The sequence below is a fragment of the Saccharothrix mutabilis subsp. mutabilis genome, from assembly GCF_039521145.1.
Taxonomy (GTDB): domain Bacteria; phylum Actinomycetota; class Actinomycetes; order Mycobacteriales; family Pseudonocardiaceae; genus Actinosynnema; species Actinosynnema mutabilis.
In genome coordinates this window covers 1-13,969 of sequence record NZ_BAAABU010000034.1, presented here as the reverse complement: position 1 = coordinate 13,969, position 13,969 = coordinate 1, and the positions used below count along the sequence as shown (strand labels likewise).

The window sequence follows — 13,969 nt, the reverse complement described above, 5'->3', positions numbered from 1 at the left end:
GGGGCTCATCCCATCAGGGACGCGGCCACCGTCGCCCCCAACTCCCAGCACCGCTCCAACGCGCCCTTGTCCGGCCCGCCCATCACCTCGACGGTCTCGACCACCGGCTTCCAGCCCAACCCGCCGGTGATGTCCCGGATCGCCTTCACCGCGCCCTCGGTCCCCTGGTTGCCGTGCACGTACGCGCCGAACGGCCGCCCGCGCGTGGCGTCGAGGCAGGGGTAGTAAACGGTGTCGAAGAAGTGCTTCAACGCCCCGCTGATGTACCCGATGTTGGCCGGCGTCCCCAGCACGAACCCGTCGGCCGCCAGCACGTCCGACACGCTCGCACCCAGCGCCGGCCTGCGCACCACCTCGACGCCGACGATCTCCGGATCCGAAGCCCCCTTCACCACGGCCTCGAACAGCTCCTGCATCCCCGGCGACGGTGTGTGGTGGACGATCAGCAACCTCTTCGACACGCGGCCAGCCTGCCGGCCCCCACGCCCCGACGCCTCACCAGTCGTACTCGTGGCCCTCCCGGCTGGGCGGGGTGTCGTCCACCCCGATCGCGCGCAGGTCGTCGGAGGTGAACACCTCCGCGCCCGGCCGCACCGAGGCCAGCAGTTTCACCACGAAGTCGACGTGCGCCTCCTTGGACGCCGCGTTCAGCTCCACGATGCGCTCGACCGGAGCGAGCCCGTCGGTGCCCAGCACCCGCTCCAGCAGCCCGATCTCGCCGTACCCGCTGAACGGCGACCTGATCGCGCCGTAGGACCGGGCTGTGCTCTCGAACACCATGCGGTGCAACGGGTCCGCCCGCAGGTCGAGGTCGAACAGCCGTTGCAGGCCCGCCAGCACGGCCTTCCGGTGGGCGCGCAGCGCGGCGTCGTAGCCGCTCATCCCGGACGAGTACCCGTGCTCGCACGCGTCGTGGGCGTCGAGGTGGAGCCGGGCGAAGGCGCGGCGGTCGTAGTCCACGGCCGGCACCGTAGTCGGGAACCGATAGCGTGGAGCGTGGAACCGACAACGGCGTCGCGCGTCTCTGTAGGTGACCGGGAGGGAGAAATGGACACTCGTAGCATCGCCACGATGAGCCGGAACCGGAAGATCACGTGGGGTGGTGGCGTCGCGGTCGGGGTGGGGCTCATCGGGTTGCCGCTGGTGTTCATCGCGTTGTGGCCAGGGGTGGACCACAGCCCCTGGGACGTCAACACGATGATCCTCGCGCTCGGTGTCTCCCTGAGCACCGTGAGTTACATCTCCGGGCGGATCGCGGTGTCCGCGTTCACCCAGAACCGGGTCAGCCCGCCGACCAGGCGGCCGTACGTGGTGGCGGGCGTGTCCCTCGTCGTCGCGGTGCTCTGCCTGTTGATCGCCTTCATGGCGTGAGCAGCTCGGACACCTGGGCGCGCAACGCGGCCAACCGGTCCGCGCCGCGCACCCTGGCCTCCGCGAGGTCGCCGGACACCGGTTCGACGACCTCCAGGTAGGCCTTCAGCTTCGGCTCCGTGCCGGACGGCCGCACGACCACCCGCACGCCCTCGGCGGTCAGCCGCACGACGTCCGCGTCCGGCAGCAGGTCCTCGAACGCGAAACCCGCCGGCGGGTTCGCGCGCAGCCGGGCCATCAGCGCGCCGATCCGGCTCAGGTCGGTGAACCGCAGCGACACCTGGTCGGTCAGGTGCAGGCCGTGGTCGAGGGCGAGCTGGTCCAGCGCGTCCAGCAGGGTGCGCCCGGTCGACTTCAGGCCCGCCGCCAGGTCGCACGCCAGCACGGCCGCCGAGATGCCGTCCTTGTCGTTGACGTGCTCGGGGTCGACGCAGTTGCCCAGCGCCTCCTCGTACGCGAACACCAGCCCCTCGCCCGCGCGCACCAGCCACTTGAAGCCGGTCAACGTCTCCGCGTACCGCGCGCCGTGCGCCGCCGCGACGGACTTCAGCAGCGACGACGAGACGATCGTGGTCGCCACCAACGGGTCCGGCTTGTCCACAGTGGACAGCACCAGCGAGCCGAGCAGCACACCGGTCTCGTCGCCGCGCAGCATCCGCCACGACCCGTCCCGCTCCCGGACGCCCAGGGCGCACCGGTCGGCGTCCGGGTCGAGCGCGATGGCCAGGTCGGCGTCCTCCTCGGCGGCGAGCTTGAGCAGCTCGTCGGCCGCGCCCGGCTCCTCCGGGTTGGGGAACGCGACGGTCGGGAAGTCCGGGTCCGGCACGGCCTGCGACCGCACCACCCGCACGTCGGTGAACCCGGCGCGGCGCAGGGCGTCCACGGCGAACCGCCCGCCGACACCGTGCATCGGGGTCAACGCGACCCGCAGGTCACGGGCGGTGCCGCGGGGCAGCGACGCGACCCGTTCGAGGTACTCGTCCACCTCGGCGTCCGACACCGGCAGGTAGTCGTTCGACAGCGGCACCGACACGGCCGCCGGCACCGCCGCGATGGCGGCCTCGATCTCGCGGTCGGCGGGCGGCACGATCTGGCCGCCGCCGGCGAGGTAGAGCTTGTAGCCGTTGTCCGCGGGCGGGTTGTGCGACGCGGTGATCTGCACCCCGGCGACCGCGCCGTGCCTGCGCACCAGGAACGCCAGCACCGGCGTCGGCAGCGGACCGGGCAGCACCCGCACAGCGAACCCGGCGCCGGCCAGCACGGCCGCGGTGGCCTCGGCGAACTCCTCGGACCCGTGCCGGGCGTCGCGGCCGACGAACACCGTGCCGGCGTGGCCCTTCGCGCGCAGCCAGGCGGCGAGGCCCGCGGTGGTCCGGACGACGACCGCCCGGTTCATGCCGTTCGACCCGGCCCGCACGGGCCCGCGCAGGCCGGCCGTGCCGAAGGTCAACGTCCCGGCCATCCGGTCGGCCAGGTCCTCGACCGCGCCCGGCTCACCGCCCATCGCCCGCGCCAGCACGCCCTGAAGCTCGGCGCGCGTGTCGGGTGACGGGTCGTCGGCGATCCACCGGAACGCGGCGTCGCGCAGCGCCGGGGTCAGCGTCATGCGCGGGCCACCAGCTCGTGCAGCAGGGTGCCCATCCGGCTGGCGGCGGCGGCGCCGGCCTCCAGGACCTCCTCGTGGTTGAGCGGCTCGCCCGTGATGCCCGCGGCGAGGTTCGTCACCAGCGACAACCCGAAGACCTCGACGCCCTCGGCGCGTGCGGCGATGGCCTCCAGCACGGTGGACATGCCGACCAGGTCGGCCCCGAGCGTGCGCAGCATCCGGATCTCGGCGGGTGTCTCGAAGTGCGGCCCCGGCAGGCCCGCGTAGACGCCCTCTTCGAGCGAGGGGTCGATCTCGCGGGCGATCTCGCGCAGGCGGGTCGAGTACAGGTCGGTCAGGTCCACGAACCGCGCGCCGACCAGCGGCGACGCGGCGGTGAGGTTCAGGTGGTCGCTGATCAGCACGGGCTGCCCGACGAACATGCCCTGCCGCAGGCCGCCCGCGGCGTTGGTGAGGATGACCGACCGCACACCGGCCGCGGCGGCGGTGCGCACGCCGTGGACGACCTTCGCGACGCCCTTGCCCTCGTAGCCGTGGGTGCGGCCGAGCAGGACGAGGACGTTCTTCTCCCCGACGGGCACGGAGCGCACCGTGCCGCCGTGCCCGACGGCGGTCGGCTTCTCGAACCCGGGCAGGTCGCCCATGGGCACCTCGGCGGCGGGCTCGCCGATGAGGTCGGCGGCCGGCCGCCACCCGGACCCGAGCACGACGGCGATGTCGTGCCGAGCCACCCCGGTCCTCTCGGCGAGCACGGCGGCGGCGTGCTGCTCCAGGGTGCTGTCTCCGGTGAGGTCTTCACTGATGGCGGTCACGCCGCGAGCCTAATAGCCCGCAACGCCCCCTGCCGCCACACACCCGCGCACCCCACCCGGACCGGGGGAGGGGCGGGCGGACGAGGGACGACGACGGCCGCGGCGAGGCCGGCGAGCGGCGCTGGGGGCGGTGCTGGGCGAGCGGTGCTGGGGCGGTGCTGGGCGGGCGGCGGTGGGGGCGGTGCTGGGGCGGTGCTGGGCGGGCGGTGCTGGGCGAGCGGCGCTGGGGGCGGTGCTGGGGCGGTGCTGGGCGGGCGGCGGTGTCGGGTGTGGCGGCGGGGTGGCTCTGGGTGCGGGGCGCGGGGTGGGCGGTCAGGAGGAGACGGTGAAGGTTTGCGCGATCGGGTTGAACAGCGTGTCCCGCCCCGTCTCCTCCTGCTCGGTCGGGAACACGACCTCCACCACCCACAGGTCCGTCCCCCGGGGCAGCACGCGCGAGTACCGCGAACGCCGCAACGGCTCCTCCCGCCCACCGGCCACGGTCGCCCGCTCCACCGTCCGGTAGCTGAACTGCACCGCCTCCTCCGGTCCCCCGACCGGCAACGGCGGCGTCTGCTCGACCACCTCGCCGAAGTACATCTCCTGCGCCCACCGCGACCGCACCAGCTCCACGTAGTCCTTGATCTTCCGCCTCGGGTAGAAGTCCGCGAACCGCTGCACGGTCACCTCGTACACCCCGGTCGGCGCGACCAGGTGCACGACCGTGCTCGGCACCAACCCCTTGTTCGTGCGCTGCTCCAGGAAGCTCGTCCAGTCCACCCCGACCTCGATGGTGAACTCCGCCCCCTGCTCACCCTTCGCCGTCGCCGCCGACGCCGTGGTGGGCCGCAGCGACACCGTCGAGGAGATCGCCGGCAGCGCCGGCCCCGGCACGTCCGGCGGCGGCAGCAGGGTCGCGCCGGCCAGGGTCCGCGTGATCGCGAACCCCGCGCTGCCACCGATCAGGAACAACACCACCGCGAACACCGCCACCACCCAGTACGGCGTCCGCCGCGCGGGAAGGTTGTGCGTGAACGGCAGCGGACCGGGGTCGGCGGCCAGCGGGGTGTCGCCGGGCACGGGGGTCTTGACCAGCGGCGGGCGGACGACCTCCACCACCGGCCGGGTCTCCTCGGACGCCGGGAACACGTCGGTGCCCGGGTCGGGCAACAGGAACCGCACGGCGCGGCGCACCTCGGACAACGGCATGCGCTCGGCCGGGTCCTTCGTCATCAGCCCCGCCACGACCGGCGCCAGCTCACCGCACACCGCCGCCGACGGCACCTCGCCGTGCACGACCTGGTTGATGGTCTGCAGCACGTTCGCGCCCTCGTACGGCTGCTGCCCGGTCATCGCCGCGAACAGCGAAGCGCCCAACGACCACTGGTCCGCCGCCGGCGACACCGCACCGCCCGCCGCCACCTCCGGCGCGATGAACGCGGGCGTCCCCAGCGTGATGCCCCGGCTGGTCAGGGTGGCTTCGGCGACGTTGCGCGCGATGCCGAAGTCGGTCAGCTTCACCCGCCCGTCGTCGGCCACCAGCACGTTGCCCGGCTTCACGTCCCGGTGCGTGATCCCCGCCCGGTGCGCGGCCTCCAGAGCAGCCGCCACGGCGTCCGCGACGACCGCGCCCTGAACGGCGGACAGCGGACCCCGCCGCCGCACCACGTCCGCGAGGGACTCCGACGGCACCAGTTCCATCACCACGTACGGGTCACCGTCGACCTGCTGCACGTCGTAGAGCGTCACCACGTTCGGGTGAGCCAACTGCGCGACCGAGCGCGCCTCCCGCAGGGTGCGTTCGCGCAACAGCTCCGCCTCGGTGTCCGGGGTGCCCGGCGGCACCAGGACCTCCTTCACGGCGACGTCCCGGCGCAGCACCTCGTCGTGCGCGGCCCACACGGTGCCCATGGAGCCGCGCCCCAGGACGTGGTGCAGGCGGTAGCGGCCGGCGATCAGGCGCTCGGTTTCCACCAGGCCATTGTTCACCGCTCAAGGCGCGTACAAGGACGCACTGGTAGACACGACTGCATCGTTCACGGCGGTGAACCTCACATAGCCGCCGCACTACTGCTGAGTAACACTGCGGAGCATGATGGAGCCGACTGGCGAACTGGCGCTGGCCGCCGAATTCCCTGCGCCCGACCGGGAGCAGTGGCTGGAACTGGTCCAGGGCGTGCTCCGCAAGTCGGGCGCGGTCTTCGACTCCCTGGTGACCACGACCTACGACGGCATCCGCCTCGAACCCCTCTACACCGCCGACGACACCGCGCCGCCCGCCGGCTTCCCCGGCCTGGCCCCGTTCACCCGGGGCGGCAAGCCGCAGGGCGCGGTCGAGGGCTGGGACGTCCGGCAGCTGCACCGGGTCGCCGACCGCAACGCGGTCATGGCCGACCTGGAGAACGGCGTCACGTCCCTCTGGTTGAAGACACCGAAGGACAAGCTGGACGACGTCCTCGCCGAGGTCTACCTCGACCTCGCCCCGGTCGTCGTGGACGCGGGCGCGGACTTCCGCGCCACCGGCCTGGAGATGCTGCGGATCTGGGACCGGCGCCCGGTGCTGGCGAGCCAGGTCCGGGGCAACGTCGGCGCGGACCCGATCGGCGTGCAGGCCCGCACCGGGCAGCAGGCCGACTTCGAAGCGCTGAAAGACCTGGTGGAGAAGGCCAAGGACTTCCCCGACCTGCGGGTGGTCGTGGTCGACGGCCTGCCGTTCCACGAGGCCGGCGGCTCGGACGCGCAAGAGCTGGGCGCCTCCCTCGCGGCGGGCGTGGCCTACCTGCGGGCGCTGACCGACCTCGGCCTCTCGCCGCAGAACGCCGTGCGGCTGCTGGAGTTCCGGTACGCGGCGACCGCCGACCAGTTCCTCACCATCGCGAAGTTCCGGGCCGCGCGCCGGCTGTGGGCGCGGGTCACGGAGGTCGCCGGCGCGCCGGCCCCGCAGGTCCAGCACGCGGTCACCTCGCCCGCGATGATGACCCGCCGCGACCCGTGGGTGAACATGCTGCGCACCACGGTCGCCGCGTTCGGCGCGGGCGTGGGCGGCGCGGACTCGGTGACCGTGCTGCCGTTCGACCACGCGATCGGCCTGCCCGACGACTTCGCCCGCCGCATCGCCCGCAACACCCAGTCGCTGCTGCTGGAGGAGTCCCGGGTGGCGGGCGTGATCGACCCGGCCGGCGGCTCCTGGTACGTGGAGAAGCTGACCGACGACCTGGCGCACGCGGCCTGGGCGTGGTTCCGCGAGATCGAGGCCGTGGGCGGCCTGCCGAACGCGTTCCCGCTGGTCACCGACAAGATCGCCGAGACGTGGGCGAAGCGGTCCGAGAACCTCGCCGACCGCACCGACGCCATCACCGGCGTCAGCGAGTTCCCGAACCTGACCGAGCAGCCCGTCAAGCGCGAGAAGGCCCCGGAGGAGCCGTCCGGCGGTCTCCCGCGCATCCGGTACGCGCAGGCGTACGAGGTGCTGCGGGACGCCGCCGACGCCGCCCCGGAGCGGCCGAAGGTCTTCCTGGCCACGCTGGGCCCGGTCGCCGCGCACACCGCGCGCGCCACGTTCGCCGCGAACCTGTTCCAGGCCGGCGGCATCGAGACCCCGGCGGCCGGCGCGACCAAGACCGTCGAGGACGTGGTGAACGCCTTCAAGGCGAGCGGGGCCCGGATCGCCTGCCTGGCGGGCAGCGAGACGAGCTACGCCGAACTGGCCGCCCCGGTCGCGGACGCGCTGCGCGCGGCGGGCGCCGAGCGGGTACTCCTGGCGGGCAAGAAGTCCGACGCGCGAATCGACGAGTACGTCTACACCGGTTGTCCGGCGCTGCGGGTGCTGGAGCACACCTTCGAGTTCCTCGGAGTACAGCGATGATCCCGAACTTCGCCGACGTCGAGCTGGGCGAGCCGACCGCGGCCACCGCCGAGCAGTGGCACGAGGCGCTGCACCAGACCACCGGCAAGGGCCCGGACGCCCTGGTGTGGGAGACGCCGGAGGGCATCGGCGTCAAACCCGTCTACACCGCGGCCGACACCGAGGGCCTGGACTTCCTCCGGACCTACCCGGGCATCGCGCCGTTCCTGCGCGGCCCGTACCCGACGATGTACGTCAACCAGCCGTGGACGATCCGCCAGTACGCGGGCTTCTCCACGGCCGAGGAGTCCAACGCCTTCTACCGCCGCAACCTCGCGGCCGGCCAGAAGGGCCTGTCGGTCGCGTTCGACCTGGCCACCCACCGCGGCTACGACTCCGACCACCCGCGCGTCGCCGGTGACGTCGGCATGGCGGGGGTGGCGATCGACTCGATCTACGACATGCGCCAGCTGTTCGACGGCATCCCGCTGGACAAGATGTCGGTGTCCATGACGATGAACGGCGCGGTGCTGCCCGTGCTCGCGCTCTACGTCGTGGCGGCGGAGGAGCAGGGGGTGGCGCCGGACCAGCTCGCGGGGACCATCCAGAACGACATCCTCAAGGAGTTCATGGTCCGCAACACCTACATCTACCCGCCCCGGCCGTCGATGCGGATCATCTCGGACATCTTCGCGTTCACCTCGCGGAACATGCCGAAGTTCAACTCGATCTCGATCTCCGGCTACCACATGCAGGAGGCCGGCGCGACGGCCGACCTGGAGCTGGCCTACACGCTCGCCGACGGCGTCGAGTACCTGCGGGCGGGCCGGGACGCGGGCCTGGACATCGACGCGTTCGCCCCGCGCCTGTCGTTCTTCTGGGCCATCGGCATGAACTTCTTCATGGAAGTGGCCAAGATGAGGGCCGCTCGCCTGTTGTGGGCGAAGCTGGTCAAGGGGTTCGACCCGAAGTCGCCGAAGTCGCTGAGCCTGCGCACGCACTGCCAGACCTCCGGCTGGTCGCTGACCGCGCAGGACGTGTTCAACAACGTGGCCCGCACGTGCGTGGAGGCGATGGCCGCCACCCAGGGCCACACCCAGTCCCTGCACACCAACGCGCTGGACGAGGCGCTGGCGCTGCCCACGGACTTCTCCGCGCGCATCGCCCGCAACACCCAGTTGCTGCTCCAGCAGGAGTCCGGCACCACCCGCGTGATCGACCCGTGGGGCGGCAGCGCGTTCGTCGAGCGCCTGACCCACGACCTCGCGCACCGCGCGTGGGCGCACATCACCGAGGTCGAGGCCGCCGGCGGCATGGCGCAGGCGATCGACGCGGGCATCCCGAAGCTGCGCATCGAGGAGGCCGCGGCCCGCACCCAGGCGCGCATCGACTCCGGCCGCCAGCCGGTGATCGGCGTGAACAAGTACCAGGTGGAGTTCGACGAGCAGATCGAGGTGCTCAAGGTCGACAACGCCGGCGTGCGCGCCCAGCAGCTCGCGAAGCTCCAGCGCCTGCGGGAGGAACGCGACCAGTCCGCAGTGGACAGTGCCCTGGCCGCGCTGACCAACGCGGCCGGCGCGGACGGCAACCTGCTGGAGCTGGCCATCGACGCGGCCCGCGCCAAGGCCACCGTCGGCGAGATCTCCGAGGCCCTGGGCAAGGTGTGGGGCCGGCACTCGGCGCAGATCCGCACGATCACCGGCGTCTACCGGGAGGAGGTCGGTTCGGTGTCGAACGTCGACGCCACCCGGCGGGTGGTCGAGGAGTTCGCGGAGGCGGAGGGCCGCCGCCCGCGCATCCTGGTCGCCAAGATGGGCCAGGACGGCCACGACCGGGGCCAGAAGGTGATCGCGACCGCGTTCGCCGACCTCGGCTTCGACGTGGACGTCGGCCCGCTGTTCCAGACGCCGGACGAGGTCGCCCGCCAGGCCGTCGAGGCGGACGTCCACATCGTCGGCGTGTCCTCGCTGGCCGCCGGGCACCTCACGCTGGTGCCCGCGCTGCGCTCGGCGCTGGCCGAGCTGGGCCGCGAGGACATCATGATCGTGGTCGGCGGCGTCATCCCGCCGCAGGACTTCGACGACCTGCGCGCGGCGGGCGCGGCGGCGATCTTCCCGCCCGGCACGGTCATCGCCGACGCGGCCGGTGACCTGCTGCGGAAGCTGTCGGCGCAGCTCGGGCATGCCTAGGCCGCTCGACGTCGGCGAGTACGCCAAGGGCGTGCTCGCCGGCGACCGCGGCACGCTGGCCCGCGCCATCACGCTGGTCGAGTCGACCCGCGCCGACCACCGGCGGCTCGCGCAGGAGCTGCTGGTGGAGCTGCTGCCGGCCTCCGGCGGCGCGCACCGGATCGGCATCACCGGCGTGCCGGGCGTGGGCAAGTCGACGTTCATCGACGCGTTCGGGTCGATGCTGACCGAGCGGGGCCACCGGGTCGCGGTGCTGGCGGTGGACCCGTCGTCCACCCGGACCGGCGGGTCGATCCTGGGCGACAAGACCCGCATGGCGCGGCTGGCCGTGGACCCGGCGGCGTTCATCCGGCCATCCCCGACCTCCGGGACGCTGGGCGGCGTGGCCAAGGCGACCCGCGAGACGATCGTCCTGGTCGAGGCGGCCGGGTTCGACGTGGTGCTGGTGGAGACGGTCGGCGTCGGCCAGTCCGAGGTGGCCGTCGCGAACATGACCGACTGCTCGCTGTTCCTGACCCTCGCGCGCACCGGCGACCAGCTCCAGGGCATCAAGAAGGGCGTGCTGGAGCTGGCCGACGTGATCGCGGTGAACAAGGCGGACGGCCCGTTCGAGCAGGACGCGCGCAAGGCGGCGCGGGAGCTGGCGGGCGCGCTGCGGTTGCTGCGCGCGCCGGACGCCGTGTGGAACCCGCCCGTGCTCACGTGCAGCGGGCTCACCGGGGCCGGGCTGGACACCGTCTGGCAGCAGATCGTCCAGCACCAGACCGCGCTGCGGGACTCCGGAGAGCTGGCCGAGCGGCGGCGGCGTCAGCAGGTCGAGTGGACGTGGGCGATGGTCAACGACCGGTTGTTGACCGGCCTGCGCGCCAACCCGGCGGTGAAAGCCCTGGTGCCGGAGCTGGAGCGGCAGGTGCGCGACGGTGAGCTGACCGCCACGCTGGCCGCCGAACGCATCCTCGCCGCCTTCACAGCCGGTGAAGACCACACCGGTTTGGACGACCGCTGACCGAGGTAACCATCGGCTAGTCTTGGTGACCATGTGGCGATCTGTGCTCGCGGTGTGCCTCGTCGTGCTGGCCGGAGCCTTCACCGTGACGGGAGTGGCGAACGCCACAGACCACGTGCACGTCGCCGCCGTCCAGCCGACCGACACGGTCTCACCTGGGCCGGACATCAACGCGCCGCAGCAACCCGACACCGGCGTGAACCCCGAGACGCGCAGGAAGTTGTGGATCGGTGGTATCGCGCTGGTGCTGTTCGCCCTCGTTTACTGGCGTAACAAGAAGCGGTGGGACAAGTGGCGGAAGGCCAAGAAGGGCTGACCGCTCGTCGTCCGCCGCGCAACGGCGCGGGACCCGACCGCCTGAGGGTCGGGTCGCAGTCCGGTCGCAGGCCGCTGGGGGACGGCTGTATCCCAATAGATGGGATACGCCGGTCGTTATATGGTCTCCTGCTGTAGGAGCGCCTGCGTGGACTTGATCGGTCTGACCGAATCCCGCGCACCGCTTGGCGCAGCCGCGCGACCGGCCGGCGTTGATCGACGTCGTCGGCCCACGGCCTGCCGACACGTGATGCAGGATGGACGCAAATGGGTACCGACTTCGAGGTGAGAACGCGCTCGGCCATCGAGCGGTACTCGAATGCGCTGGTAGAGCTCTCGCACAGCATCCACGCCGAGCCTGAACTGGCCTTCGCCGAGCACCGCAGCGCCGCCAAGGTGGCCGACCTGCTCGCCGCCGAGGGCTTCGAGGTCGAGCGCGGCGTGGCCGACCTGGACACCGCGTTCACGGCCTCGTTCGGCTCCGGCGACCTCGTGCTCGGTCTGTGCGCGGAGTACGACGCGCTGCCCGAGGTCGGACATGCTTGCGGACACAACGTCATCGCCGCCGCGTCCGCCGGGGCCGCCCTGGCGCTGCGGGACGTGGCCGACGAGTTGGGCCTGACGGTCCGGGTGATCGGCACGCCCGCCGAGGAGGTCGGCGGCGGCAAGGTGCTCATGCTGGAGCGCGGGGTGTTCGACGACGTCTCCCTGTCGATGATGGTCCACCCCGCGCCGTACGAGGCCATCGCCGCCCGCTCGCTGGCCATCACCGACGTCGAGGTCCACTACAGCGGCCGTCCCTCGCACGCCGCCGCCGCGCCCCACCTGGGCGTGAACGCCGCCGACGCCATCACCGTCGCCCAGGTCGCCATCGGGCTCGCCCGCCAGCACCTGGAGCCCGGCCAGATGGTCAGCGGCATCGTCACGCGCGGCGGCACGGTCCCCAACGTCGTCCCCGACCGCACGTCGGCCATGTTCGACCTGCGGGCGGAGGACATGGAGTCCCTGCACCGCCTGGAGCAGCGCATCAACCGCTGCTTCGAGGCCGGCGCCCTGGCCACCGGGTGCACGCACGAGGTCGTCAAGGTCTCGCCCGTGTACGCCGAACTCACCCCGGACCCCTGGCTGGCCGACGCCTACCGGCGCGCGGCCACCGCACTCGGCCGCACGCCGCTCAGCGCGGAGGAAGAACGCGGCCACAAGATCGGCAGCACCGACATGGGCAACATCACCCGCGCACTGCCGGCCATCCACCCGACCATCGCCATCGACTGCGGAGACGCGGTGAACCACCAAATCGAGTTCGCGACCGCCTGTGCCTCGGCTTCGGCCGACCGAGCCGTGCTCGACGGGGCACTCGCCCTGGCCTGGACAACGATCGCCGCGGCGTCCGACGACGCGCAGCGGGCAAGGCTGCTGGGCGGTGCGGCATGACGGTTCTCGACTCGCGCCTGCCGTCGGGTGAGGAGGGCTCCGAGGTGCTGTTGACGGAACGCGGGGTCAGCATTGCCCCTGTGGAAGATCCGGGAGCGGGGCGCGGCCCCTCGTGGCTGGACGACTGGCTCACCGCCAACGCGTCCGAGGTGGTGGCCTGGCGCCGCCACATCCACGCGCACCCGGAGCTGTCCCGCAAGGAGTTCGCGACCACCGAGCTGATCTCGGACGTCCTGCGCTCGGCGGGCCTCAAGCCCCGCGTCCTGCCCGGCGGCACGGGCCTGGTCTGCGACGTGGGCAGCGGCCCGCGCTGCGTGGCCCTGCGCGCCGACATCGACGCGCTGCCGGTCACCGAGAACACCGGCGCGCCCTACGCGTCCACAGTGGACGGTGTGGCGCACGCGTGCGGTCACGACGCCCACACGACGATCCTGCTGGGTGCGGCCCTGGCGCTGGCCTCGGCCACCGAACTGCCCGGCCGGGTGCGCCTGGTGTTCCAGCCGGCGGAGGAGGTCATGCCCGGCGGGGCGCTGGACGTGCTCGCCGCCGGTGGCCTGGACGGCGTGGAGCGCATCTTCGGCCTGCACTGCGACCCGAGGCTCCCGGTGGGCCGCATCGGCACCCGCATCGGCGCCATCACCTCGGCCAGCGACCTGCTGGAACTCCGCCTGACGTCCCCCGGCGGGCACACGTCCCGCCCGCACCTGACGGCGGACCTGGTCCACGCCCTGGGCACGGTCATCACGGGGCTGCCGATGCTGCTGTCGCGGCGGGTGGACCCCCGTTCGGGAACGGTGCTGGTCTGGGGCGCCGTGCACGCGGGCGAGGCCGCCAACGCGGTGCCGCAGGACGGCGTCCTGCGCGGCACCCTGCGGACCGGCGACCGGGACATCTGGGCCGAACTGGAGCCGTTGATCAAGGAGCTGACCGGCGCGCTGCTGGCCCCGACCGGGGTCGGGTTCGACCTGCACCACCGCCGCGGCGTGCCGCCGGTGGTGAACGACCGCGAGTCGACCATGCTGCTCCGGGCCGGCATCGAGGCGGCGTTGGGCGAGGACGCCCTGGCCGGCACCGAGCAGTCCTCGGGTGGCGAGGACTTCGGGTGGTACCTGGAGCACGTGCCGGGTTCGTTCGCGCGGCTGGGCGTGTGGAACGGGGTGGAGAAGCAGCGCGACCTGCACCAGCCCGGGTTCGACCTGGACGAACGAGCACTGCTAGTCGGTGTCCGAGTCATGGTCCACGCCGCTCTAGCCGCCCTCGCCTGACCAGATCGGCCGTGCAGCGGCGAGAGCCGCAGTTGCTTTTCCTTTTGGCTGTTGAGCCAAAGGAAGGGCTTCGGTTCGTCCCCCGTACGGCCTGGGCGCAGCCCAACCACAGATCGCCGGGGTCGGCCTGAAAAAGTTTCGCGAGGAA

12 protein-coding genes are annotated in these 13,969 nt (G+C 72.5%); 7 read left to right on the top strand and 5 right to left on the bottom strand.

What is annotated here, in order from left to right:
* Positions 1 to 5: 5 nt before the first annotated feature.
* Both ABD126_RS37125 and ABD126_RS37120 read right to left on the bottom strand, forming a co-directional pair.
* The gene (locus ABD126_RS37125; protein ID WP_343940146.1) at positions 6 to 416 is read right to left on the bottom strand and encodes a flavodoxin family protein; all 411 of its coding nucleotides are present in this window, start codon (positions 414 to 416) and stop codon (positions 6 to 8) included.
* 79 nt (positions 417 to 495) lie between these two features.
* Positions 496 to 960, bottom strand: coding sequence for a hypothetical protein (locus ABD126_RS37120; protein WP_343940066.1), 465 nt, complete (start codon positions 958 to 960; stop codon positions 496 to 498).
* Positions 961 to 1,071: 111 nt separating this feature from the next.
* Between ABD126_RS37120 and ABD126_RS37115 the strand changes: the two genes are divergently transcribed.
* Positions 1,072 to 1,371, top strand: a complete 300-nt coding sequence (locus tag ABD126_RS37115) for a hypothetical protein (protein WP_343940064.1) — start codon at positions 1,072 to 1,074, stop codon at positions 1,369 to 1,371.
* On the opposite strand, the gene ABD126_RS37110 is transcribed toward ABD126_RS37115, so the two are convergent.
* The 3 genes from ABD126_RS37110 to ABD126_RS37100 all read right to left on the bottom strand — a co-directional run bounded on the left by ABD126_RS37110 (position 1,361) and on the right by ABD126_RS37100 (position 5,742).
* Positions 1,361 to 2,977: a phospho-sugar mutase gene (locus tag ABD126_RS37110; protein WP_343940062.1), complete on the bottom strand. Its 1,617-nt coding sequence runs from the start codon at positions 2,975 to 2,977 to the stop codon at positions 1,361 to 1,363. The genes ABD126_RS37115 and ABD126_RS37110 overlap by 11 nt on opposite strands.
* Positions 2,974 to 3,789 carry a purine-nucleoside phosphorylase gene (locus ABD126_RS37105; protein WP_425542957.1) on the bottom strand — a complete coding sequence of 272 codons (816 nt, stop codon included), beginning with the start codon at positions 3,787 to 3,789 and terminating at the stop codon, positions 2,974 to 2,976. The genes ABD126_RS37110 and ABD126_RS37105 overlap by 4 nt, the downstream gene beginning before the upstream one ends.
* A gap of 312 nt (positions 3,790 to 4,101) precedes the next feature.
* Positions 4,102 to 5,742 carry a serine/threonine-protein kinase gene (locus ABD126_RS37100; protein WP_343940060.1) on the bottom strand — a complete coding sequence of 547 codons (1,641 nt, stop codon included), beginning with the start codon at positions 5,740 to 5,742 and terminating at the stop codon, positions 4,102 to 4,104.
* A gap of 121 nt (positions 5,743 to 5,863) precedes the next feature.
* Here ABD126_RS37100 and ABD126_RS37095 point away from each other — a divergent pair, with 121 nt between their 5' ends.
* From ABD126_RS37095 to ABD126_RS37070, 6 genes are all read left to right on the top strand, one after another.
* Complete coding sequence (locus ABD126_RS37095; RefSeq protein WP_343940142.1) at positions 5,864 to 7,633, top strand: methylmalonyl-CoA mutase family protein; 1,770 nt, start codon at positions 5,864 to 5,866, stop codon at positions 7,631 to 7,633.
* Positions 7,630 to 9,801, top strand: a complete 2,172-nt coding sequence (gene scpA / locus ABD126_RS37090) for a methylmalonyl-CoA mutase (protein WP_343940058.1) — start codon at positions 7,630 to 7,632, stop codon at positions 9,799 to 9,801. The genes ABD126_RS37095 and scpA overlap by 4 nt, the downstream gene beginning before the upstream one ends.
* The gene (gene meaB / locus ABD126_RS37085) at positions 9,794 to 10,807 is read left to right on the top strand and encodes a methylmalonyl Co-A mutase-associated GTPase MeaB (RefSeq protein ID WP_343940056.1); all 1,014 of its coding nucleotides are present in this window, start codon (positions 9,794 to 9,796) and stop codon (positions 10,805 to 10,807) included. Before scpA ends, meaB begins: the two co-directional genes overlap by 8 nt.
* Before the next feature lie 31 nt (positions 10,808 to 10,838).
* Positions 10,839 to 11,123 (top strand): hypothetical protein, encoded by a 285-nt coding sequence (locus ABD126_RS37080; protein WP_343940054.1) that lies wholly within the window; start codon positions 10,839 to 10,841, stop codon positions 11,121 to 11,123.
* A gap of 266 nt (positions 11,124 to 11,389) precedes the next feature.
* Entirely contained in the window at positions 11,390 to 12,556 is a 1,167-nt protein-coding gene (locus ABD126_RS37075) for a M20 family metallopeptidase (RefSeq protein WP_343940052.1), read from the top strand.
* On the top strand, positions 12,553 to 13,821 hold the full coding sequence (locus tag ABD126_RS37070) for an amidohydrolase (RefSeq protein WP_343940050.1): 1,269 nt from the start codon (positions 12,553 to 12,555) through the stop codon (positions 13,819 to 13,821). Before ABD126_RS37075 ends, ABD126_RS37070 begins: the two co-directional genes overlap by 4 nt.
* The last annotated feature ends 148 nt before the right edge of the window (positions 13,822 to 13,969 follow it).

What these genes read in the sequence shown, in the direction of transcription:
- ABD126_RS37115 (WP_343940064.1), top strand. Translation starts at nt 1,072, where the DNA reads ATGAGCCGGAACCGGAAGATCACGTGGGGTGGTGGCGTCGCGGTCGGG.
- ABD126_RS37080 (WP_343940054.1), top strand. Translation starts at nt 10,839, where the DNA reads ATGTGGCGATCTGTGCTCGCGGTGTGCCTCGTCGTGCTGGCCGGAGCC.
- ABD126_RS37095 (WP_343940142.1), top strand. Translation starts at nt 5,864, where the DNA reads ATGGAGCCGACTGGCGAACTGGCGCTGGCCGCCGAATTCCCTGCGCCC.
- ABD126_RS37125 (WP_343940146.1), bottom strand. Translation starts at nt 416, where the DNA reads ATGCAGGAGCTGTTCGAGGCCGTGGTGAAGGGGGCTTCGGATCCGGAG.
- meaB (WP_343940056.1), top strand. Translation starts at nt 9,794, where the DNA reads ATGCCTAGGCCGCTCGACGTCGGCGAGTACGCCAAGGGCGTGCTCGCC.
- scpA (WP_343940058.1), top strand. Translation starts at nt 7,630, where the DNA reads ATGATCCCGAACTTCGCCGACGTCGAGCTGGGCGAGCCGACCGCGGCC.
- ABD126_RS37110 (WP_343940062.1), bottom strand. Translation starts at nt 2,977, where the DNA reads ATGACGCTGACCCCGGCGCTGCGCGACGCCGCGTTCCGGTGGATCGCC.
- ABD126_RS37070 (WP_343940050.1), top strand. Translation starts at nt 12,553, where the DNA reads ATGACGGTTCTCGACTCGCGCCTGCCGTCGGGTGAGGAGGGCTCCGAG.
- ABD126_RS37075 (WP_343940052.1), top strand. Translation starts at nt 11,390, where the DNA reads ATGGGTACCGACTTCGAGGTGAGAACGCGCTCGGCCATCGAGCGGTAC.